The 20,561-nt window shown below is 66.9% G+C and carries 21 protein-coding genes; 5 read left to right on the forward strand and 16 right to left on the reverse strand.

Translation table 11 applies throughout. From position 1 onward, the window contains the following. Positions 1 to 17: 17 nt before the first annotated feature. The 8 genes from recJ to surE form a co-directional block, all read right to left on the reverse strand. On the reverse strand, positions 18 to 1,688 hold the full coding sequence (recJ, locus tag U743_RS07135) for a single-stranded-DNA-specific exonuclease RecJ (protein ID WP_198022136.1): 1,671 nt from the start codon (positions 1,686 to 1,688) through the stop codon (positions 18 to 20). A 20-nt stretch (positions 1,689 to 1,708) separates the two neighbouring features. Then, positions 1,709 to 2,833, reverse strand: a complete 1,125-nt coding sequence (thrC, locus tag U743_RS07140; protein ID WP_043766816.1) for a threonine synthase — start codon at positions 2,831 to 2,833, stop codon at positions 1,709 to 1,711. Positions 2,834 to 2,949: 116 nt separating this feature from the next. Then, positions 2,950 to 4,254 carry a homoserine dehydrogenase gene (locus tag U743_RS07145; RefSeq protein ID WP_043766820.1) on the reverse strand — a complete coding sequence of 435 codons (1,305 nt, stop codon included), beginning with the start codon at positions 4,252 to 4,254 and terminating at the stop codon, positions 2,950 to 2,952. Further along, positions 4,254 to 5,435 (reverse strand): alanine transaminase, encoded by a 1,182-nt coding sequence (gene alaC / locus U743_RS07150; RefSeq protein ID WP_052368402.1) that lies wholly within the window; start codon positions 5,433 to 5,435, stop codon positions 4,254 to 4,256. Before alaC ends, U743_RS07145 begins: the two co-directional genes overlap by 1 nt. A 64-nt stretch (positions 5,436 to 5,499) precedes the next feature. Then, on the reverse strand, positions 5,500 to 6,234 hold the full coding sequence (locus U743_RS07155; protein ID WP_043766824.1) for a peptidoglycan DD-metalloendopeptidase family protein: 735 nt from the start codon (positions 6,232 to 6,234) through the stop codon (positions 5,500 to 5,502). Next, positions 6,234 to 6,815: a YqaA family protein gene (locus tag U743_RS07160; protein ID WP_043771530.1), complete on the reverse strand. Its 582-nt coding sequence runs from the start codon at positions 6,813 to 6,815 to the stop codon at positions 6,234 to 6,236. The genes U743_RS07155 and U743_RS07160 overlap by 1 nt, the downstream gene beginning before the upstream one ends. Positions 6,816 to 6,853: 38 nt before the next feature. Further along, positions 6,854 to 7,516 carry a protein-L-isoaspartate(D-aspartate) O-methyltransferase gene (locus U743_RS07165; protein WP_043766828.1) on the reverse strand — a complete coding sequence of 221 codons (663 nt, stop codon included), beginning with the start codon at positions 7,514 to 7,516 and terminating at the stop codon, positions 6,854 to 6,856. After that, the gene (gene surE, locus U743_RS07170) at positions 7,516 to 8,313 is read right to left on the reverse strand and encodes a 5'/3'-nucleotidase SurE (protein ID WP_052368403.1); all 798 of its coding nucleotides are present in this window, start codon (positions 8,311 to 8,313) and stop codon (positions 7,516 to 7,518) included. The genes U743_RS07165 and surE overlap by 1 nt, the downstream gene beginning before the upstream one ends. Positions 8,314 to 8,441: 128 nt before the next feature. Between surE and U743_RS07175 the strand changes: the two genes are divergently transcribed. Beyond that, on the forward strand, positions 8,442 to 9,014 hold the full coding sequence (locus tag U743_RS07175) for a Smr/MutS family protein (protein WP_052367653.1): 573 nt from the start codon (positions 8,442 to 8,444) through the stop codon (positions 9,012 to 9,014). Here the strand turns inward: U743_RS07175 and ispF are convergent. From ispF to mtnA, 8 genes are all read right to left on the reverse strand, one after another. Further along, a complete protein-coding gene (gene ispF / locus U743_RS07180) occupies positions 8,999 to 9,493 on the reverse strand; it encodes a 2-C-methyl-D-erythritol 2,4-cyclodiphosphate synthase (RefSeq protein WP_043766834.1) in 495 nt (164 codons plus the stop codon). The two genes, U743_RS07175 and ispF, sit on opposite strands and share 16 nt — an antisense overlap. Beyond that, positions 9,490 to 10,182 carry a 2-C-methyl-D-erythritol 4-phosphate cytidylyltransferase gene (gene ispD, locus U743_RS07185; RefSeq protein WP_043766837.1) on the reverse strand — a complete coding sequence of 231 codons (693 nt, stop codon included), beginning with the start codon at positions 10,180 to 10,182 and terminating at the stop codon, positions 9,490 to 9,492. Before ispD ends, ispF begins: the two co-directional genes overlap by 4 nt. A gap of 10 nt (positions 10,183 to 10,192) precedes the next feature. Then, complete coding sequence (locus U743_RS07190; RefSeq protein ID WP_043766840.1) at positions 10,193 to 10,474, reverse strand: FtsB family cell division protein; 282 nt, start codon at positions 10,472 to 10,474, stop codon at positions 10,193 to 10,195. A 9-nt stretch (positions 10,475 to 10,483) separates the two neighbouring features. Then, positions 10,484 to 11,779 carry a phosphopyruvate hydratase gene (gene eno / locus U743_RS07195; protein ID WP_043766842.1) on the reverse strand — a complete coding sequence of 432 codons (1,296 nt, stop codon included), beginning with the start codon at positions 11,777 to 11,779 and terminating at the stop codon, positions 10,484 to 10,486. 119 nt (positions 11,780 to 11,898) lie between these two features. Then, on the reverse strand, positions 11,899 to 12,732 hold the full coding sequence (kdsA, locus tag U743_RS07200; protein WP_043766845.1) for a 3-deoxy-8-phosphooctulonate synthase: 834 nt from the start codon (positions 12,730 to 12,732) through the stop codon (positions 11,899 to 11,901). Further along, positions 12,729 to 14,420: a CTP synthase gene (locus U743_RS07205; protein WP_043766850.1), complete on the reverse strand. Its 1,692-nt coding sequence runs from the start codon at positions 14,418 to 14,420 to the stop codon at positions 12,729 to 12,731. Before U743_RS07205 ends, kdsA begins: the two co-directional genes overlap by 4 nt. A 138-nt stretch (positions 14,421 to 14,558) precedes the next feature. After that, on the reverse strand, positions 14,559 to 15,758 hold the full coding sequence (locus U743_RS07210; RefSeq protein WP_156966358.1) for an Ig-like domain-containing protein: 1,200 nt from the start codon (positions 15,756 to 15,758) through the stop codon (positions 14,559 to 14,561). A gap of 235 nt (positions 15,759 to 15,993) precedes the next feature. Next, positions 15,994 to 16,995, reverse strand: coding sequence for an S-methyl-5-thioribose-1-phosphate isomerase (gene mtnA, locus U743_RS07215; protein ID WP_052368404.1), 1,002 nt, complete (start codon positions 16,993 to 16,995; stop codon positions 15,994 to 15,996). Between the two features lie 90 nt (positions 16,996 to 17,085). Here mtnA and U743_RS07220 point away from each other — a divergent pair, with 90 nt between their 5' ends. From U743_RS07220 to U743_RS07235, 4 genes are read left to right on the forward strand one after another with little or no spacing between them, the layout of a single operon-like run. Further along, on the forward strand, positions 17,086 to 18,432 hold the full coding sequence (locus tag U743_RS07220; protein WP_052367654.1) for a TRZ/ATZ family hydrolase: 1,347 nt from the start codon (positions 17,086 to 17,088) through the stop codon (positions 18,430 to 18,432). After that, positions 18,429 to 19,130, forward strand: a complete 702-nt coding sequence (ubiG, locus tag U743_RS07225; RefSeq protein WP_043766858.1) for a bifunctional 2-polyprenyl-6-hydroxyphenol methylase/3-demethylubiquinol 3-O-methyltransferase UbiG — start codon at positions 18,429 to 18,431, stop codon at positions 19,128 to 19,130. The genes U743_RS07220 and ubiG overlap by 4 nt, the downstream gene beginning before the upstream one ends. Continuing rightward, positions 19,127 to 19,792 (forward strand): phosphoglycolate phosphatase, encoded by a 666-nt coding sequence (gene gph / locus U743_RS07230; protein WP_043766861.1) that lies wholly within the window; start codon positions 19,127 to 19,129, stop codon positions 19,790 to 19,792. The genes ubiG and gph overlap by 4 nt, the downstream gene beginning before the upstream one ends. After that, positions 19,792 to 20,547, forward strand: a complete 756-nt coding sequence (locus U743_RS07235; protein WP_043766864.1) for an EI24 domain-containing protein — start codon at positions 19,792 to 19,794, stop codon at positions 20,545 to 20,547. The genes gph and U743_RS07235 overlap by 1 nt, the downstream gene beginning before the upstream one ends. Positions 20,548 to 20,561: the final 14 nt, after the last annotated feature.

Consider the following 20,561-nt stretch of genomic DNA (forward strand, 5'->3'; position numbering starts at 1 on the left):
CGCGACTGAATCGATGCTCAGGCGATAGCGACCAGCTCTCGCACCAGCAACTGCGCCGCCGTCTCCCCACGGAAACGATTCACGCTGAGCTGATAGACCAGTGCAACCCGCGCGCCGGGTGCGGCCATGCGCTCGGCACCGCCGAAATCGATGCCGGCCACCGTCACGCCGGCGGCGTCGAAGCGATAGCGGACATGGTCGCTGCCGACGATGCGCGCGTCGCGTACGACGAATAGCCCGTCGAAGACCGGCTCGGGGAAGGCCTGCCCCCACGGCCCGGCCGCTTCCAGGGCCAGGGCCGTATCCAGATTCAGTTCTTCGGCACCGAGCGCGCCGTCGGTCTCGAAGCGCGCCTCCAAATCGGCTTCGCTCAGCTGCTCGCGGCAAACCTTGTCGAAGACTTCGGCGAAGACCTCAAGCCGGCTGCGTTGAAGGCTGAGCCCGGCAGCCATGGCGTGACCGCCGAACTTGTCGATCAGCTCGGGCTGAGCTCGGTCCACTGCCGCGATGGCGTCACGGATGTGCAAGCCGGGGATCGAGCGCGCCGAGCCCTTGAGCACGCCCTCTTCGCTGCTCGGCGCAAAGGCGATGACGGGCCGGTGCGCGCTCTGCTTGGCGCGCGAGGCAACCAGACCGACCACCCCTTCGTGCCAACCATCCTCGTAGAGGCAGATGCCTACAGCGTCCTCGATCACACGGGCGGTCTCGCTGCCGGCGACCATATCCGCCTCGATGTCCCGACGGGAACGATTCAGCGCGTCCAGTTCACCGGCCATGGCCAGGGCGGCCTCCGGCTCGTCGCAGAGCAGGCAGGCAACCCCCTGCCCCATGTTCTCGAGCCGGCCAGCGGCGTTCAGGCGCGGGCCCACCACGAAGCCCAGCGTGGCGGCATCGGCGTTCTCGGCCTCCCGGCCGGCGATCTGCAGCAGCGCATTGATGCCGGCGCTGGCCCGCCCGGCACGAATCCGGGCCAGACCTTGGGCGACAAAGACACGGTTGTTGTGATCCAGCGGCACGACGTCCGCCACCGTGCCCAGCGCCACAAGATCGAGCAGACCGGCCAGCGCCAGCCGGTCGCGCCCCAGTCGGGCGCGTAGTGCGGCGAGCAGATAGAAGGCCACGCCGACGCCGGCAAGCGCCTTGCTCGGAAAACCGTCGCCGGGAAGATTCGGATTGACGATGGCGTCGGCCGCCGGAAGCTCCGGGCCGGGCAGATGATGGTCGGTGACGATGACCTGCATGCCCAGGGCCTGGGCGTGCGCGACGCCCGTGACATTGGCGATGCCGCAGTCCACCGTAACCAGCACTTCGGCTTCCCGGGCGTGAGCCGCATCGACCAATGCCGGCGACAGGCCATAGCCCATCGTGAAGCGATCGGGAATGACGTGATCCAGATGCTTGGCACCCAGAGCGCGCAGACCGCGCAGCAGCAGCGCCGTGCTGGTGGCGCCGTCGGCATCGTAGTCGCCGGCAATGCAGATGCGGCGGCCCGCGGAGACGGCCTCGGCGAGCAAATCGGCAGCCGCATCGAGGCCACCCAGGCCATCCGGCGGCAGCAGACGGCTCAACCCATAGTCGGCCTGCGCAGACTCGGCGACGCCACGTCCCGCGTAGACCCGCCGCACCACCGGATGCAGCGATCCCGGCAGCGCCCCGGCGCCGTCAGCATTGCGGCGCAGTAGCGGCAGATGCGCTGCGGCGTCGCCACTCACGCCATCTTCTTGGCCAGCAGGTCGGCGATGGCGCCGCGCTCGGCGGGCACCTTGACGATGTGATCCAGCGCACCGCGCATGGCGATCTCGGGATCCTTCAGGCCGTGGCCGGTCAGTGTGCAGACAACGGTGCTGCCGTCCGCGATCTTGCCGCGCTTGATGTCGCGCAACGCGCCCGCCAGCGAAGCCGCCGAGGCCGGCTCGCAGAAGACGCCTTCGCGCTCGGCGAGCTTGGCCTGCGTATCGAGAATCTCCTCGTCGGAAAGCTCGTCGAACCAGCCGCCGGATTCCTTCTGGACCACATGTGCCGGCTCCCACGACTGCGGATCGCCAATACGGATGGCGGTAGCCACCGTATCGGGATCAGCCACCGGCCCGCCGCGCATGAAGGGCGCGCTACCGGAGGCCTGAAAGCCCAGCATGACGGGCCGGCGATCCGTCATCGCCGGATGCGGTGCACGGCAATCGCCGGCGCAAAAGGCGCAGGCGGGCGTGCCCTGCCCGATGGCTTCGGTATAGCCAATCCAGTGCGCGGTGATGTTGCCCGCGTTGCCGACCGGGAGACAGTGATAATCGGGGGCCGCGCCGAGCGCGTCCACGATCTCGAAGGCCGCCGTCTTCTGCCCCTGCAGGCGATAGGGATTGATCGAGTTGACGATGGTCACCGGGCTGGTCTCGCCGACTTCCTTGACCAGGCGCATGCCGGCGTCGAAATTGCCTTCGATCTGCACGATGACCGCGCCGTGCATGACCGCCTGCGCCAACTTGCCGGCGGCGATCTTGCCGTCGGGCACCACCACCAGCGCGGTGATGCCGGCGCGCGCGGCGTAGGCAGCAGCAGCAGCCGAAGTATTGCCGGTGGAGGCGCAGATCACCGCCCGCGCGCCCTCGTCGACGGCCTGCGTCACGGCCACCGTCATGCCGCGATCCTTGAAGGAGCCGGTGGGGTTCAGGCCCTCGTACTTGACCAGGATGCGCCCGCCGAAGCCGACGTCGCGCACCAGGTTATCCAGTTCGATAAGCGGCGTGTTGCCCTCGCCGAGGCTGATGGCGCGTGCCTCCGCCGAGATCGGGAGCCGGTTGCGATAAGCCTCGACGAGGCCGGTGTAACGATGGGGCATGAGTGTCTTTATTCCGGTTTCAGGAGCATCGCATACTGCTTGAATAAATAACTATAATTATATGAATTTTATGAAAATATTCGAAGTATGCGTTCAATGATAAAGCGCTCTGGATTTCAGTCGCCCGGGTGCTCGACGCGCAGACGGGTGACTTCGCCGTGGACGAAGCCCAGCTGCTTGATGGCATCCAGCGCCTCGATGACCTGCGACTCGCTGACCACCGAGGTGATCATGGCAATGACCGCATCCTTACCACCGCGCGGCTCGCGCTGATAGATGGCTTCGACGCTGATGGCGTGATCCGCCAGTATCGAGGTAATCGCGCGCAGTACGCCGGTCTCGTCAGCGACCTGCAGCCGCAGATAATGACTGCTGCGTGTCTCGGCGAGACTGCGCACGGGCATTGGTCGGATGGCGCCATCACCACTGGACAGCGCCGGCACGCGCGAACGACCACCGTCGCGAGCAATGTCGATGATATCGGCCCAGACCGCCGAGGCAGTGGCGTCGCCGCCTGCTCCGGGCCCGAAGTAGCCAGTGTCGCCCACCGCGTCGCCGCTGATGACGACGGTATTGAGCACGCCATCCACCTTGGCGAGCAGCTCGGTCTCGGGCAGCAGCGTCGGCTGCACGCGCAGCTCGACGGCATCACCGCGCCACTTGGCGATGCCGAGATGCTTGATGCGATAGCCGAGCTGGCGCGCCAGATCGATGTCCTTGGTGACGATGCCGCGAATGCCCTCGCAGGTGACTGCATCGAAGCTCAGCGGCATGCCGAAGGCGATGGCGGCGAGGATGGCGAGCTTGTGCGCGGCGTCGATGCCGTCGACATCGAAGCTGGGGTCGGCCTCGGCGTAGCCCAGACGCTGCGCGTCGGCCAGCACCTCGTCGAAGGCCACGCCCTCATCGGCCATGCGCGTCAGAATGTAGTTGCCGGTGCCGTTGATGATGCCGCTGAGGCCGTCGATGCGGTTGCCCGCGAGCCCCTCGCGCAGCGCCTTGATGACCGGGATACCACCGGCCACGGCGGCCTCGAAGGCCACCGGCACGCCGGCGGCGGCGGCGCGCTCGAAGAGGGCGTTGCCGCGTTCGGCGATCAGTGCCTTGTTGGCCGTGACCACCGGCTTGCCGGCGTCAATGGCGGCCTGCAGCAGCGCTTCGGCCGGATCGAGGCCGCCGATCAACTCGACGACGACGTCGACGTCGTCAGCACGGACCACCGCCATCGGATCGGTTTCGATGCGGATATCGCTCAGGTCGCAGTCGCGCTGGCGCGAGGTATCGCGCGCACTGGCGGCCGTGATGACGACCCGGCGGCCAGTGCGCTCGGTAATCAGCGCCGCATTGCGCTGCGCCAGCCGCACTACGCCCTGCCCGACCGTGCCCAGGCCCAGCAGCCCGAGCCGAAGCGGCTCCGCCATCAACCCACCTCCCGAAACATTTTCTTGATGCCGCGAAGCGCCTGGCGCGTGCGGTGCTCGTTCTCGATCAGCGAGATGCGCACGTACTCATCGCCGTATTCGCCGAAACCAACGCCGGGCGAGACGGCGACCTTGGCCTCGGAGAGCAGCTTCTTCGAGAATTCCAGCGAGCCCATGGCGCGGAAGGGCTCCGGAATGCGCGCCCAGACAAACATCGTCGCCTTGGGCTTTTCGACCGGCCAGCCCAGGGCATTGAGGCCGTCACAGAGCACATCGCGTCGCGCGCGATAGATATCAGTGATTTCGGCGACGCAATCCTGCGGCCCTTCCAGCGCGGTAATGGCCGCCACCTGGATAGGTGTGAACATGCCGTAATCCAGATAGCTCTTGATGCGCGCCAGCGCGGCGATCAGCTCGCGGTTGCCGGCCATGAAGCCGACGCGCCAGCCCGGCATGTTGTAGGACTTGGACAGCGTGAAGGATTCCACCGCCACGTCCTTGGCGCCCGGCACTTCCAGGATCGAGGGCGCGCGATAGCCGTCGAAGACGATGTCGGCATAGGCCAGATCGTGGACGATCCACATCTCGTGCTCGCGCGCGATGGCGACGGCCTTCTCGAAGAACTCGCGTTCCACGCACTGCGTGGTCGGATTCGACGGAAAGTTCAGGATCAGCATCTTCGGCTTGGGCCACAGCTCGCGGATGGCACGCTGCAGCTCTTCGAAGAAGTCCACGTCCGGCCCGATGCGCACGTGCCGGATGTCGGCGCCGGCGATGACCACGCTGTAAGGATGAATCGGATAGGCCGGGTTCGGCACCAGCACGGTATCGCCGGGGCCCAGGGTGGCCAGCGCCAGATGCGCCAGGCCTTCCTTGGAGCCAATGGTGGCGATGGCCTCGTTCTCGGGGTCGATCTCGACGCCGAAGTGCTGCTGATACCAGGTCGCGATGGCGCGGCGCAGTCGCGGCACACCACGCGACACCGAATAGCGATGCGTATCGGGCCGCTGCGCAGCCTCCACCATCTTGTCGACGATGTGCTTCGGCGTCGGCCCGTCCGGGTTGCCCATGCCGAAATCGATGATGTCCTCGCCGCGGGCTCGGGCCGCCTTCTTCAGATCGCCAACGATGTTGAAGACGTAGGGAGGCAGTCGCTGGATGCGCGGGAACTCGGTCTGCACGGCGGACTCGGAAATGGCGAGGAACGGCGCGCCGGCGCTGGGCCGACGCGGAAAGCCCGACATTCTACCCGTCGGCGGGCAACAGGCGTAGAGGGTCCACCGGCTTGCCGGCCTTGCGGATCTCGAAATGCAGCATCGACTTCTGCGCGGGGCCACTGCCGACCTCGGCGATCACTTCGCCAGCCGCCACCTCGTCGCCCTCCTCGGCCAGCCGTCGCCGGTTGTAGCCGTAGGCGCTGAGGTAGGTCTCGTTGTGCTTGATGATGATCAACTCGCCATAGCCCTTCAGCGCGCTGCCGCTGTAGACCACGCGACCGCCCGCCGCAGCCCGCACGCGGGCACCTTCCGCGGCGCCGATATCCAGCCCCTTCGATGACGGTAGCTCGAAGCCGCGCACGATTTCGCCCTTCAGCGGCCACTGCCAGTCGCCGACGGATCGCTCGGGCTCCTGCCGGCTCGGTGGCTGCGAGCTCGGCCGCGACGTCGTGCTGCGATCCCCGCCACGCGTCTTGCCGCCGTCATCGCTGCCGCGACCGCTGTCGGCGGTGCGCGTAGCGGGTGCCCCCCCATCGGGCGGGCTCAGGCGGAGCTTCTGTCCCGGCTTGATCAGGTAGTTGCGGCCGATGCCATTCCATCGCGCCAGATCGCGATAATCCACATCGTGCCGCAACGCGATGGAATACAGCGTATCGCCCGAGCGAACTTCGTATTGACCGTCCCGCGACCCGCCTTCCCAGCGCAGGGCCGACGCGCAAGCCGTGAGCAGCAGCGCGACTAACCCTAGCGCGAGGAAGCGCATCAGCGCAGCGCAACCACCAGCGCCACGGCCACGGTGGCGGCCACCATCAGCCAGCCGATGCGCTCCAGATGTCGCTCCAGCCAGGGCGTGGCCGCGGGTCCGAGCAGCCGCACCAGCCCGGCGACCAGTCCGAAGCGCAGGCCGCGGCCGACGACGGCACCGAGCACGAAGACGGGCAGCGCCATGCTGACGCTGCCTGCGGCGATGGTGAAGACCTTGAAGGGAATGGGTGTGAAGCCGGCCAGGAACATGGCCCAGAAGCCCCATTCACGGAACCAGACCGTGGCCTGTTCGAAGCCCTGCATGTAGCCCGCGCTTTCCAGCCAGGGACGCGCTGCCTCCATCATGCCCAGGCCGATGGCATAGCCCAGCAGCCCGCCCAGCACCGAAGTCACCGTCGTCAGCAGCGCCAGGCGCCACCAGCGCTGTGGTTGCGCCAGCGTCATCGGTGCCAGCATGACGTCGGGCGGAATCGGAAAGAAGGAGCTTTCCGCAAAGCTCACCGCGCCCAACCAGAAGGGCGCGCGCCGGTGCGCGCTGGCCGCCAGCATCCAATCGTAGATACGGCGGAAGATGCCGATCCGGGGGCGATCCGTTTCCAGAATGAGGGGATCCTCGCTCACGCCTTACCCCCCAGCAGCGGCACGAAGGCCACGGGCTGCAGCTCCCGCTGTTGCACACGACCATCGGACTGTTTGTCGGCGACGATAAGCTTCTGCCCACCGCTGCCGCCCAGCGGCATGACCAGCCGCCCACCTGCGCGCAGCTGCGAGATCAGGGCCTGAGGGAGCTGGGCCGAACCGGCGGTCACGATAATGCCGTCATAAGGCGCATGGCCGGGCCAACCGCCGGTGCCATCACCGTACTGACATACGACGTTGCCGTAGCCAAGCCTTTTCAAAGTCTCTCGCGCCTGCAGGCTGAGCGCGCGAATGCGCTCGACACTGAAGACATTGCCGACGAGTTCGGCGAGCACCGCCGCCTGATAGCCACAGCCCGTACCGATCTCCAGCACGCGCTTCGGCTTGGCCTCCATCAGCAGCTGCGTCATGATCCCGACGATCAACGGCTGCGAGATCGTCTGCCCCTGCCCGATGGGCAGCGCGGTGTTCTCGTAGGCGCGCCAGCGCATGCCTTCCGAGACGAACTCGTGGCGGGGAATGTGCCCGATGGCCCGCAACACGCGCTCATCGGTCACGCCCTGCTTGCGCAGATCCTCGACCAGCCGGCGGCGCGCCGAATCCGGCAGCAGAGGCGCACGCGACCCCGCTCCGGCCGCCATCACAGCAGCGACTCCACCCAGCTAGCCGTTCCTTCCATGGCCTCGTAGCGGGTCAGGTCGGTCACGATGGGCGTGATGGCCACGGCCTTGCGGGCAATGGCGTCGAAATCCGTGCCGGCGCCGCAGTCAGCTTCCGGTCCGGCCGCCCCCACCCAGTAGATCGGCCGACCGCGCGGGTCGGTATCCGGAACCATGGCCTCGGCGAGATGCCGGCGACCGAGTCGCACGACCTCGATGCCCGTGAGTTCGTCGAAGGGCACATCGGGAACGTTGACGTTGAGAATGGTGTCCGCCGGCAGCGGCTCGCGCAGCAGCTTGGCGACCAGCAGTCGCGCCACTCGCGCCGCCGTGGCGTAGTGCTCAGGCTCGAACTCGGTGCAGGACATCGCGATAGCGGGCGCGCCCAGAAAACGCCCTTCCATGGCCGCCGCCACAGTGCCCGAATACAGCACGTCGTCGCCGAGATTGGCGCCGTTGTTGATACCCGAGACCACCAACGCCGGCTTCTTGTCGAGCAGACCGGTCAGCGCCAAATGCACGCAGTCGGTGGGGGTCCCCTCGACGCACCAGACGCCATCTTCCTGCCGCTGCGCACGCAAGGGGTGCGAAAGCGTCAGCGAATTGCTGGCGCCGCTACGGTTGCGATCCGGCGCGACAATGTCGAGCGTGTACTCCTTGCCCAACTCGGCCGCCAACGCGCGCAGCCCCGGCGCGTTGTAGCCGTCGTCGTTGGAGAGCAGGAGGCGGGTCCGGGAACCGCTGGCGGAGGATGAGGATTGGGTAGACGCTTCAGACACTGCGCACTCGTTGTGGTCGACCATGGGCCGCGGATAGCATCGTGTTCGGCGGCGCGGTCGCGCCGCCGGAATCCAGGCCCGCAGCGCTCCGCCCGGCGCCACGGGCTGCCCCGATTGTAGCGCGAGCCATGCCCCAAAAGCCGAGCCCACCCGACGACCGGAATCGCGACGACAGCGACGACGACGCCTCGGCCTTCGCCGAGGCGATGCGTGGCGTCGTCCGGCACCAGCCGCGACGCATCGCCGAGCAGGCGCCACCGCCCGATGCACGGCCGCGACAGCGCGAGGCCGATGAGGCGGAAGCGCTGCGCGAAAGTCTGGAGCACACGCCGGAGGATGTGCTTATCGCCGCTGGCGACATCCTCGAGTACCGTGCGCCCGGCGTGCCCGAATCGGTCTTCCGGCGACTCAAGCGCGGGCAGTACCGCATCAGCGACGAGCTGGATCTGCACGGCATGAATCTACGCGAAGCCAAGCAGGCCGTACGCGGCTTCCTACTGGAATGCCGCGAGGCCGACCTGCGCTGTGTGCGCATCGTTCACGGCAAGGGGCTGCGCTCTGGGCAGGAAGGCCCCGTGCTCAAGCGCAGCCTCGACGGCTGGCTGCGCCACCGCAGCGACGTGCTCGCCTTTACCAGCGCCAAGCCGGCGCAGGGTGGCGCCGGCGCCGCCATCGTGCTGCTGCGTCAATCGGCGCGCTGAGCACGAGCCACCAGCACCACCGCGTGCGCGCTGATGGCGCGCTTCTCGCCGACAGCGTCCACGCCTTCCTTGGTGGTCGCCTTGACCGAGACCCGGTCAATATCGAGCGCCAGATCCTCGGCGATGCGCGCTCGCATGGCATCGATATGCGGCGCCAACCTCGGTACCTGCGCGATCACGCTGAGATCGACATTGCCCGGCGCGTAGCCGGCCTCGCCGATGAGGCGGCGCACCTCGCGCAGGAAACTGCGACTGTCGGCGTCGGCCCAGCGCGCATCGCTGTCCGGAAAATGCTGGCCGATGTCGCCGAGGGCAACGGCCCCCAGCAGCGCATCGCAGAGCGCGTGCAGCGCTACATCGCCGTCGGAATGCGCTACCACCGCATGTTCGCAGGCGATGAAGACGCCGCCTACGCATAGCCCCTGGCCGGCGCTCAGCCGATGCAGGTCGTAGCCGTGGCCGATGCGCCAGTCCGTCATGCGCGCTCCAGTAGCCAGGCCGCCAGCGGCCAATCATCCGGCGTCGTCAGCTTGATATTGCGGGCGTCACCGCGCACCAGGCGCGGGTGGTAACCCGCGCGCTCCATGGCCTGCGCCTCGTCGCTGCAGACCGCTCCCGCGGCCCTCGCAGACTCGATGGCCGTGGCCAGCACACCTAGGGGAAAGCATTGCGGCGTCTGCGCGCGCCAGAGCGCGGCGCGGTCCAGCGTGTCGGCCACCACATCGCCGTTGGCGCGCTTGACGGTATCGCTCATCGGTAGCGCGAGCAGGCCACCATCCGGTCCATCGGCCTCACTCAGCAGCCGCGTCAACGCCTCCGACGGCAGGCACGGGCGCGCGCCGTCATGCACCAGCACGTGCGCTTGCTCGTCCGCCCCGGCCGTACGCAACGCCGCCAGGCCCGCGGCCACCGAATCCATGCGCTCGGCGCCGCCATCGACTCGAATCAGGCCCTTGGAATCCTCGATGCCGGCGTCATCGAGGCTGGCATCGGCCGGCAGCACGACGGCAATCCCCGCAATACGCGTCGAAGCGCGCAGCGCCTGCAGGCTCCAGGCCAGTAGGCTCCTGCCGGCGAGTGGCCGGAACTGCTTGGGAACGCCATCGCCCATGCGGCTACCACTGCCCGCGGCAACGACCACTGCCCAGCAGTCCCCCGCCTCACTCATTGCGACGCCTTCAGGGCTCGTTGACGACGAGGAAGAACTCTTCCGATTCGCGCACCAGACCGAGCTGGCGCCGCGCCAGCGCTTCCAGCGCATCGGCGTCGGCGCCTTTCAGCGCATCGATCTCGGCGGCGACGGCGGCGTTGCGCGCCTTGGCCTCATCAATGTCCTCACGCAGCTGCTCGGCCTGCACGTGCATGCGGTGAACATCCGCGAGACTACCCACGCCGACCCACAGCCGGTACTGCAATCCCAGCAGCATCAGACCCAGCACAATGGCCAGCGCGTGTTTCATGCGCCGATGCTACCCCAAAGACACCGGAAATGCCGAGGTTCCAGGGTAATGCGCCTGCCGGCCCAGCTCGCGCTCGATGCGCAGCAGCTGGTTGTACTTGGCCATGCGGTCCGAGCGGCACAGCGAACCGGTCTTGATCTGTGTGGCCACGGTACCCACCGCGATATCGGCGATGGTGGCGTCCTCGGTTTCGCCCGAGCGGTGCGAGACCACCGAGGAATAACCAGCGTGATTCGCCAGATTGATGGCGTCCAGCGTCTCGGAGAGCGTGCCGATCTGATTTGGCTTGATGAGGATGCTGTTGCCGATGCCCTTGTCGATGCCTTCGGCCAGAATCTTGGTATTGGTGACGAAGAGGTCGTCGCCCACCAGCTGCACGCGATCGGCGAGCTTGTCGCTGAGCAGCTTCCAACCCTTCCAGTCGTCCTCGGCGCAGCCGTCCTCGATGGAGATCACCGGATAACGGTCGCAGAGATCGGCCAGATAGTCGACGAAGCCCGCGGCATCGTAGCTGGCGCCCTCGCCCTTCAGGTGGTACTTACCGCCCGAATAAATCTCGCTGGAGGCCACATCCAGACCGAGCCAGATGTCCTTGCCCGGCTTGTAGCCGGCGACCTCGATGGCTTCGAGCAGGCACTCGAGAGCGTCGTTGTTGGACGCCAGATCCGGGGCGAAACCGCCCTCGTCGCCGACCGCCGTGCTCAAGCCGCGGCTGCCAAGCACCTTCTTCAGCGCGTGGAAGGTCTCGGCGCCCCAGCGCAACGCCTCGGAGAAGCTGGGCGCGCCGGCCGGCAGAATCATGAATTCCTGAATGTCGACATTGTTGTCGGCGTGGGCGCCGCCGTTAATGACATTCATCATCGGCACCGGCAGGCCGACCGCCTGCAGCCCGCCGATATGCCGGAACAGGGAACGGCCCGACTCGAAGGCGGCGGCGTGCGCAGTGGCGAGACTCACCGCCAGAATGGCGTTGGCGCCCAGACGATCCTTGTTGTCGGTGCCGTCGAGCGCAATCATCGTGGCGTCGACCAGCAATTGGTCCTGGGCATCGAGGCCGGTGACCGCCTTGGCGATCTCGCCCTCGACATTCTTCACAGCCTGGCGCACGCCCTTACCGCCATAGCGGACGTTCTTGCCGCTGCCGCCGTCGCGCAGTTCCACCGCCTCGCGAACGCCGGTGGAGGCGCCGCTGGGCGCGCAGGCGCGACCGCGCGCACCGGAGGCCAGCGTTACCTCGGCCTCGACGGTGGGGTTACCGCGCGAATCGATGATTTCCAGGCCGGTCACGGCCACGATATTGGACATTGAATGCTCCCTTGTGAAGAAAGAGTTGGGAAGCGCAGTTTTCGAAGTGTTCTAAAGATTATTAATAGCTTATTAGCTATTTTTCATCATTTACATGAACCCACGAAATCTGCGGTCAGCTAAGCGAGGGTCTGCTCGAGCAGCGGCGCGGACTTGACCACCCTGTCGAGCGCCACGAGCGTCTCCAGCAACTCGCCGATGCGTGCCAGCGGCAGCGAATTCGGGCCGTCGCAAAGCGCTTCCTCCGGCTTGGGATGCGTCTCCATGAACAGACCGGAGACGCCGGCCGCCACGGCCGCGCGGGCGAGCACGGGAATGTGCTCGCGCTGGCCGCCCGAGCTGCCGCCCTGCCCGCCCGGAAGCTGCACGCTGTGCGTGCCGTCGAAGACCACCGGCGCGAAGTCGCGCATCACGGCCAGACCGCGCATGTCGACGACCAGGTTGTTGTAACCGAAGGAGAAGCCGCGCTCGCAGAGCAGGAAGTTGTGATCAGCGACAGCCGTCATCTTGTCGATGACCTTGCCCATCTCCCAGGGGCTCATGAACTGGCCCTTCTTGACGTTGACGGGTCGACCAGTGCGCGCCACGCGCTGCATGAAGTTGGTCTGCCGGCAGAGGAAGGCGGGCGTCTGAATGACGTCGATGACCTCGGCCAGCTGTTCCAGCGGCGTGTCCTCGTGGACATCGGTGAGCACCGGCACGCCGATCTCGTCCTTCACCTTCTGCATGATGCGCAGGCCTTCCTCCAGACCGGGCCCGCGGTAGCTGGTATGTGACGTGCGGTTGGCCTTGTCGAAGCTGCCCTTGAAGATATAGAGGATGCCCAGCTTCTCGGCGATGGGCTTGATATGGGCGGCGACTTCCAGCGCCAGCGCTTCCGATTCCAGGGTATCGGGGCCGGCTATCAGGAAAAGCGGCTGATCGATGCCGATATCACGCCCGCAGAGCTTCATGCGGCCCCCTGCGCGTCGGTGGCTGCCTGCGCAGCCTCGACGACCTGATGCGAGTTGCGGTAGTCACGCGCGGCGCTGATGAAGCTGGAGAACAGCGGATGGCCTTCGCGCGGCGTCGACGAGAACTCGGGGTGGAACTGGCAGCCGATGAACCAGGGATGCTCGGCCAGCTCGACAACCTCGGCGAGGTGATCTTCCGGCGTCTCTCCGGAAATCCGCATGCCGGCCTTCTCCAGTCTTTCGCGATAAGTGTTGTTGAACTCGAAGCGGTGCCGGTGACGTTCCTCGATGAGCTCGGAGTTGTAGATGGCGCGCGCCCGCGAGCCGGCCGCCAGGCGCGCGCGCTGCGCGCCCAGTCGCATGGTGCCGCCCTTGGCAGACTCCAGGGTGCGCTGCTGCACCGAGCCTTCCGGGTCGTGCCATTCGGTTACCAAGGCGATGACCGGATGCGGGCAGTCCGGGTCGATCTCCGTGGAATGCGCGCCTTCGAGGCCGCAGACGTGGCGGGCGTACTCGATGACGGCCACCTGCATGCCCAGGCAGATCCCCAGGTAAGGAATGCCGTTCTCGCGGGCGTAGCGGCAGGCCGTGATCTTGCCCTCGATACCGCGTTCGCCGAAGCCGCCGGGTACGAGGATGGCGTCGCAGCCCTGCAATACGCGCTCGCCCTGGCGGGCAATGGTCTCGGCTTCGATGTAGCGGATACGCACCTTGGCGCCAGTGTGCCGACCGGCGTGCTCCAGCGCTTCGTTGAGTGACATGTAGGCATCCGCCAGATCGACGTACTTGCCAACCATGGCAACCTCGACCTCGCCGTCCTGCTCCTCGCGCGAGGTCACGACACGATCCCAGGCGGCGAGATCGGACTTGCGCGCAGGCAGACCGAAGTGCTCGATGACCAGATCGTCCAGCCCTTGCTGATGCAGCCAGGCCGGAATCTTGTAGATGTCGTCCAGATCCACCGCCGAGATGACCGAGCGTTCTTCGACATTCGTGAACATGGCGATCTTGCGCCGCTCAGTGTCCGGCAGCGGGCGGTCGCTGCGGCAGAGCAGAACATCTGGCTGGATACCGATGGAGCGCAACTCCTTGACGGAGTGCTGTGTCGGCTTGGTCTTCATCTCGCCGGAAGTTCTGACGTAGGGCAGCAGCGTCAGATGCATGTACATCGCCCGCTTACGCCCGACGCGAACACCCAGCTGACGGATCGCCTCCAGAAAAGGCAGAGACTCGATGTCACCGACGGTGCCACCAATCTCGGCGAGGCAGATATCGGCACCCTCGCCGCCACGTTCGATGGCCATCTGGATTTCGTCGGTGACGTGCGGAATCACCTGCACCGTCGAGCCGAGATAGTCGCCGCGACGCTCCTTCTCCAGCACGTTGCGGTAGATCTGCCCCGTCGTGACATTCGATAGCTTGCTGGTTTTGCCGTGCAGGAAGCGCTCGTAGTGGCCAAGGTCGAGGTCGGTCTCGGCGCCGTCGCGGGTGACGAAGACCTCGCCGTGCTGGAAGGGGCTCATCGTGCCCGCGTCCACATTGAGATAAGGGTCCAGCTTGATGATCTGGACCTTCAGTCCGCGCGTTTCCAGTACCGCCGCCAGCGAGGCCGCGGCGATACCCTTACCTAGTGAGGAAACCACCCCACCGGTGACGAAGAGATAATGCGGCTGTTTGACGTCAGTCATGGTGGCGGCGATGGGCAGAGGGCATCCGACTATTGTAGCCCGAGCGCTGCGGCTCATCCGCCAGCTTTTCGAGTGCGTTCCGCGGCCGACCGACACAACCCGCAAGCGCGTGTCGTGCCGGTCAGCGATACGCGCTGCTTACTCTGCGGGCGGACGGCCGATGGCGCAACTCGCGTGGACGTTCAGAGTGGCAGCAGCGGACAGCAGGCCACCCGAGAAGTCCAGACGCAGGCCATTGGCTTCGGCGCTCTCGGCCCCGAGCTCCGGCGTCGACAGCAACCGCACCTCCTCGTCACCAATGACACCGAGCAGCGAAAGCTTCAGCGGCAAGCCATTGCTGGCGCCGAAACGCTCCAGCTCCGTGCAATTCTCGCCGTTGATATCGCAGCTCACGGTCGCCACCTCGACGTTGGAGAGCAGCTCCAGGCTGAGCAGGCTGCTGCTGCGGCTGACCAGGAAGGCGGCCGGCTCGCCGACAACGAAGGGCTGCCTATCCGCATCGGACACCGTGACCGAGACGGTGGAAGCAAGCAGCAGGCCCAGTGGAATCTCCAGCGTCCCGAAGGTCTCGTCGTTGCCATCAATAACGGCCCCCGGCTGTTCCAGGCTGCAGCCGATGCAGAGGGTTGAGGCGTCACTGACGACAATCGCACCGGGGGCGAAGAACTCGCTCGTACAGACCTCGCTGCGCGGACTGACCGACAGCGTCGCGCTCGCCGATGCAGGGTTCACTCCCGGGCTGTCAGTCAACTCACCAAGAATCGTCGTGCTCCCGATTCCGCTGGCCTCGAAACGATTGGCCGCCTCAGGATCCGGATTGTCGGCGATGCTCGTATCGTTACTGCTCCAATCAACCTCGAAATTTGACGGGGTGAGCTGGCGCAGCTGCCCGTCCGAGAACTGGCCGAAGATAGCGAAGTTCGTTTGCGTCCCCTGCAGGAAGCTGTAGCTGTCGTCGTCGCTGCGCGGCTCGCCGATGGGTTGAATGTGCGAGACGGCTTCCAGCACCGCTTCGCTCACGGTTAGCGCCACATCGTCCTTGAAGCCCTCGAAGCGCGCCTCAATGGTCGACTGTCCTGCCACCACGCCAGAGACGCGTCCGGTATCGACGCTCGCAACATTCGTATTGCTGCTGCTCCAGTCGGCGCGATCGGTCACCTCCTCGATCACCTGCAGCACACCGTCCTCGGCATCCGGCGTGCCCGGCGGCACGGTTGTCGAGATCTCGGCGAAGGCGCGCAGGTCCAACTCAGTGCCGGCAGGCGTCGAAACATTCCCGGCGGGCTCGATATAGACCCTTTCGATCGTGGTTTCCGAGGCGAAGCCGGGGCTTCGCACTGAACCGTCCCCACATCCCGCGAGCATTGCGAGCGACGCCACCAGAAGCGCGCTCGGCATCCTTGCCGTCCATCTGATCATCTCCATGTCTCCCTGAACCTTCGAATGGGGCCGGCCTACGGCCCGGGCAGGGGCGCACGGGAACAGCCCGTGAGCCTCTAGCGGAATATAAGCGCTTTATGCATCGAGCAGAGTAGGATTTCACTGACACCGTGCGTCGGTGCCCTGCCTTCTCTCAGCGCAGCAGATCTGCTGGCGCCTCGCCCTGGCAGGGGCGACAGACCCCTCGCTCACAGACGAAGGCATCGATCATGGGAGCGGGAGTCACATCGAAGACGGGATTCCACACGCGTGTGCCTTCGGGCGCGATCCGCTTTCCAGCGATGCTGCATAACTCTTCCCCGTCGCGTTCTTCGATGGGAATGGCGTGACCGTCCGCGCAATCTGCGTCAACGGTGCCGCTGGGGGCCACCACCATCACCTTCACGCCGAATGCGCGCGCGCAGGCCGCCAGGGTCAGGGTGCCAATCTTGTTGGCGGTATCACCATTGGCCGCGACACGATCGGCGCCGACGATGACCCAGTCCAGTGCGCCGGAAGCCATCAACTGGCCGCAAGCCGCGTCGGCAATCATCGTTGCCGGTATGCCGTCGGAGGCGAGTTCCCAGGCCGTCAGTCGCGCGCCCTGCAGCCAGGGGCGCGTTTCAGTGTGATAGACGGCCGATAGCTGCCCTGCCCCCCAGGCAGTGCGGATGACGCCCAGTGCCGTACCGTGCCCGCCGGTGGCGAGTGCACCGGTATTGCAATGCGTCAGCACGCGCGCGTCGCGGCCCAGCAGCGTGGCACCGTGCTCGGCCATGCGCTGGTTCTGGAGCAGATCCTCGGCGTGAATGGCGCGCGCCTCCTCGGTCAGGCGGTCAGCCGGGACATCGCCGAGCGCCTGCAGACGCGCCAGCGCCCAATGCAGATTCACTGCCGTCGGGCGCGCTGCGGCCAACCGCTGCGCCGCGACCTCACGGTCCGTGCCCGCGGCGGCAGCCATGGCCAGGCCGTAGGCCGCGGCGATGCCGATCGCCGGCGCGCCGCGCACGACCATGGCGCGGATGGCGTCGGCGGCCTCGTCGGCCGTGCGACAGGCTACCCATTGCTCCGCGGCCGGCAGCGCGCGCTGGTCGAGCAGTTGCAGTACGCCATCGACGAAGGCGATGGCCCGGACTGGGTGGGCGGTGTCAGGCATACGGTAGATCGGCGCGAAGAAGACCAAGCGCGCAGCGTGGCGCCGGAATCGGCATTCTACGCGCCTCGAACATGCCCTTCGGAGCCTTTCATGCAGGACATCGATCTGCTCGTGCGCCCGCGCTGGCTGATTCCGGTGCAGCCCGAGGGCGCAGCGCTGGAGGCGCACGCCTTGGCTGTACACGAGGGCCGCATCCTCGCCGTACTGCCCGCGGCCGAAGCCGAGCGCCTCTACCGGCCAGCGCAGACCATCGATCTCGCCGATCACGCCGTACTCCCCGGCTTCATCAATCTGCATACGCACGCGGCCATGAGTCTGATGCGCGGCATGGCCGACGATCTGCCGCTCATGCGCTGGCTGAGTGAGCACATCTGGCCTGCCGAGGGTGCCTCGGTAAGCGAGGAATACGTCGCCGACGGTCTGCGCCTGGCCTGCGCGGAATTCATTCGCGGCGGCCAGACCTGCTTCAACGATATGTACTTCTTCCCGGAGACGGCCGCCGAGATCGTCGGCGAGGCCGGCCTGCGCGCCGCCCTCGGTCTCATCGTCATCGACTTCCCGACGCCCTACGCCAGCGACGCCGACGACTATCTGCACAAGGCGCTCGCCTGCCATGACCGCATCAAGCACCGTGGTGACCTGTATCCCGTCTTCGCGCCGCACGGGCCCTACACCGTCTCGGACGCACCGCTGAAACGCATCCGCGCCTATGCCAACGAGCTGGGCGTGCCCATCCACATGCATGTCCACGAGACGGCCGACGAAGTCCAGCAGCAGCTACGCTCCAGCGGCCAGCGTCCGCTGGAGCGGCTGGAGGCGCTGGACCTGCTGGGCAATGACTTCATCGCCGTGCACATGACCCAGCTGACCGATGAGGAGATCGCCTTGGTCGCGCGCTACGGCGTCAGCGTTGCACACTGCCCGCAATCGAATCTCAAGCTGGCCAGTGGCTTCTGCCCGGTGGCGAAGCTTCTGGAAGCCGGCGTCAACGTCGGCATCGGCACCGACGGTGCGGCGAGCAACAATGATCTCGACATGCTGGAGGAGATGCGTACCGCCGCCCTGCTCGCCAAGGCCGTGGCCGGCCAGCCCTCGGCCGTGGCCGCGCCGCGCGCGCTGCACATGGCGACACTGGCCGGCGCGCGCGCGCTGGGCGTCAACCACGAGCTCGGCTCGCTGGAGGCCGGCAAGGCCGCCGACTTCATCGCCATCGATCTCTCCGACGCAGCGACGCAGCCGGTCTACAATCCCATCGCACAGATCGTCTACAGCGCTGCGCGCCACCAGATCACCGACACTTTCGTCGCCGGCCAGCCGCTGATGCGCAATCGGCAGCTGCTCAGCGTCGACGCCGAGGCCGCCATCGCCCGCGCCGCGTACTGGCAACAACGTCTGCAGCCCTTCGCCGCCCACGACTCCGGATCCGACATCCAATGAGCAACGCCGACGCCTCCGAGCTCGCCCGCTTCGACCAGATCGCCGCGCAATGGTGGGACCCGCACGGCCCCATGGCGGCGTTGCACCACATCAATCCGGTGCGGCTGCGCTACATCAATCAGCGCACCGGCGGCCTCAAGGGCCTGCGCGTGCTCGATATCGGTTGCGGCGCCGGCCTGCTGGCCGAAGCCCTGGCCGCTGCCGGCGCCGAGGTCACCGCCATCGATCTGGCCGAAGAGGCCGTAGGCGCGGCGCGCCAGCATGCCGAGCTGCAGGGAATGGCCATCGACTATCGGGTCTGCCCGGCGGAGGAGCTGGCCGCCGAGATGCCGCAGGCCTTCGACCTCGTCTGCTGTCTGGAGATGCTGGAGCATGTGCCGGATCCGGAGGCCATCGTGACGGCCTGCGCGCAGCTCGTGCGCCCCGGCGGCGATGTCGTCTTCAGCACCATCAACCGCAACCCCAAGGCCTTCGCGCTGGCCATCTTCGCCGCCGAGCAGATCCTGCGGCTGATCCCGCCGGGCACACACGACTACGCCAAGCTCATCAAGCCGTCAGAACTCTGCGAGTGGGCGCGTGCGGCCGGCCTCAAGGTCGAGGAAATGCGCGGCCTGCACTACAACCCCCTGCTGAAGACCGGTCGCATGACGCGCGACGTCTCGGTGAACTACTTCCTGCACAGCCGCCGCCCGGCATGAGTTCCCCCACCTTCCTGCTCTTCGATCTCGACGGCACGCTGGTCGACACCGCCCCCGAGCTGGCCGCCGCCGTCAACGCGCTGCGCGTGGCGGACGGCTTCGCGCCGCTGGACTTCGACACGCTGCGACCGGTCTGCTCGCAGGGCGCCATCGGTCTGCTCGGCCGCGCCTACGGCGTCACGCCCGACGACGCCGCCTTCCCGCGTCTGCGCGAGCGCTTCCTGGAAGCCTACGGCGCCGATTTCGCGCCGCATTCGCTGCCCTTCGCCGGCATCGAGACCCTGCTGGAAGGTTGCGAAGCCCTCGGCGTGGCCTGGGGCATCGTCACCAACAAGCCGCGCGCCTACGCCCTGCCCATCCTCGACGCGCTGGACTGGCACGACCGCTGCGCCGTGCTGGTTGCCGGTGACGACGCCGCGCGGCCGAAGCCGGCCCCCGATCCGGTGCTGCTGGCCTGCGAGAGCCTGCAGCGCGCGCCAGCCGATGGCCTCTACGTAGGCGACGATCCGCGCGATGTCGCGGCCGCGCGTGCCGCCAGCATGCCGGTGGCCGCCGTGTCCTGGGGCTATATCGAGGAGGCGCCCCCCATCGCCGAGTGGGGAGCGGACTGGGTCTGCCACAGCCCCGTGGAAGTCTCGGCACTACTCCCCGCTCCCGCCTGATGTGGCATCGCGACGCCCTGGACGCGCTGGCCGCGCCGTTGGTGGGCGCGCGCCTGCTACTGACCGATCGCAGCCTGTGGGCACCGGCAGCACTGCCCGTGACTCTCGGCCTGATCTGGTCCCTGCTGTCGCTCGGGCTCGCCGCCAGCACCGGCCTGGCCGGCTCGATCTTCATCGTGCTGCTGTCGGTGACCCTGGCCGCCGCGCTGATTGGCGCCATCGTTCTGGTGCATCTGATGCTCGCGCTGTGCGCGCCGCTCTTCGACTGGCTTTCCGAGCGCACGGAGCGCGCCCTCGGCTATCAGGTCGGACCCAGCGGTGACGGCTGGATACAGCGCAGCTGGCGGGGCACGGCCATCGGCTTCCGGCTCTTCTTCCTGAAGCTGGCGCTGCTGCTGGTGGTGCTCATCGTCAGCTTCATGCCGCCACTGGGTACGGTGGTGAGCTGGGTGCTGATCGGCTTCACGCTATCCGTGGATTTCCTCGACTACCCGATGACGCGCCGCCGCTGGTCGGCGGCCCACAAGCGCGCCTGGCTCGGTCGCCACTGGGCGGCGGTCATCGTCTTCTCGCTGCTGATCTATCTGCTGCTGATCATTCCCGGCGCCGGCGGCCTGCTGCTGGCGCCGGCCATCATCGGCGGCACCTGGCTGGTCTGCTCGCGCGATCGCACGCCCTTCGCTCCCGAAGAAGCTGCCGTAGGTCGGGCTTCAGCCCGACACAGCGTCGCGCAAGAAGGCCGAATGTCGGGCTAAAGCCCCACCCACAT

Source organism: Algiphilus aromaticivorans DG1253, from assembly GCF_000733765.1.
Taxonomy (GTDB): Bacteria; Pseudomonadota; Gammaproteobacteria; order Nevskiales; family Nevskiaceae; genus Algiphilus; species Algiphilus aromaticivorans.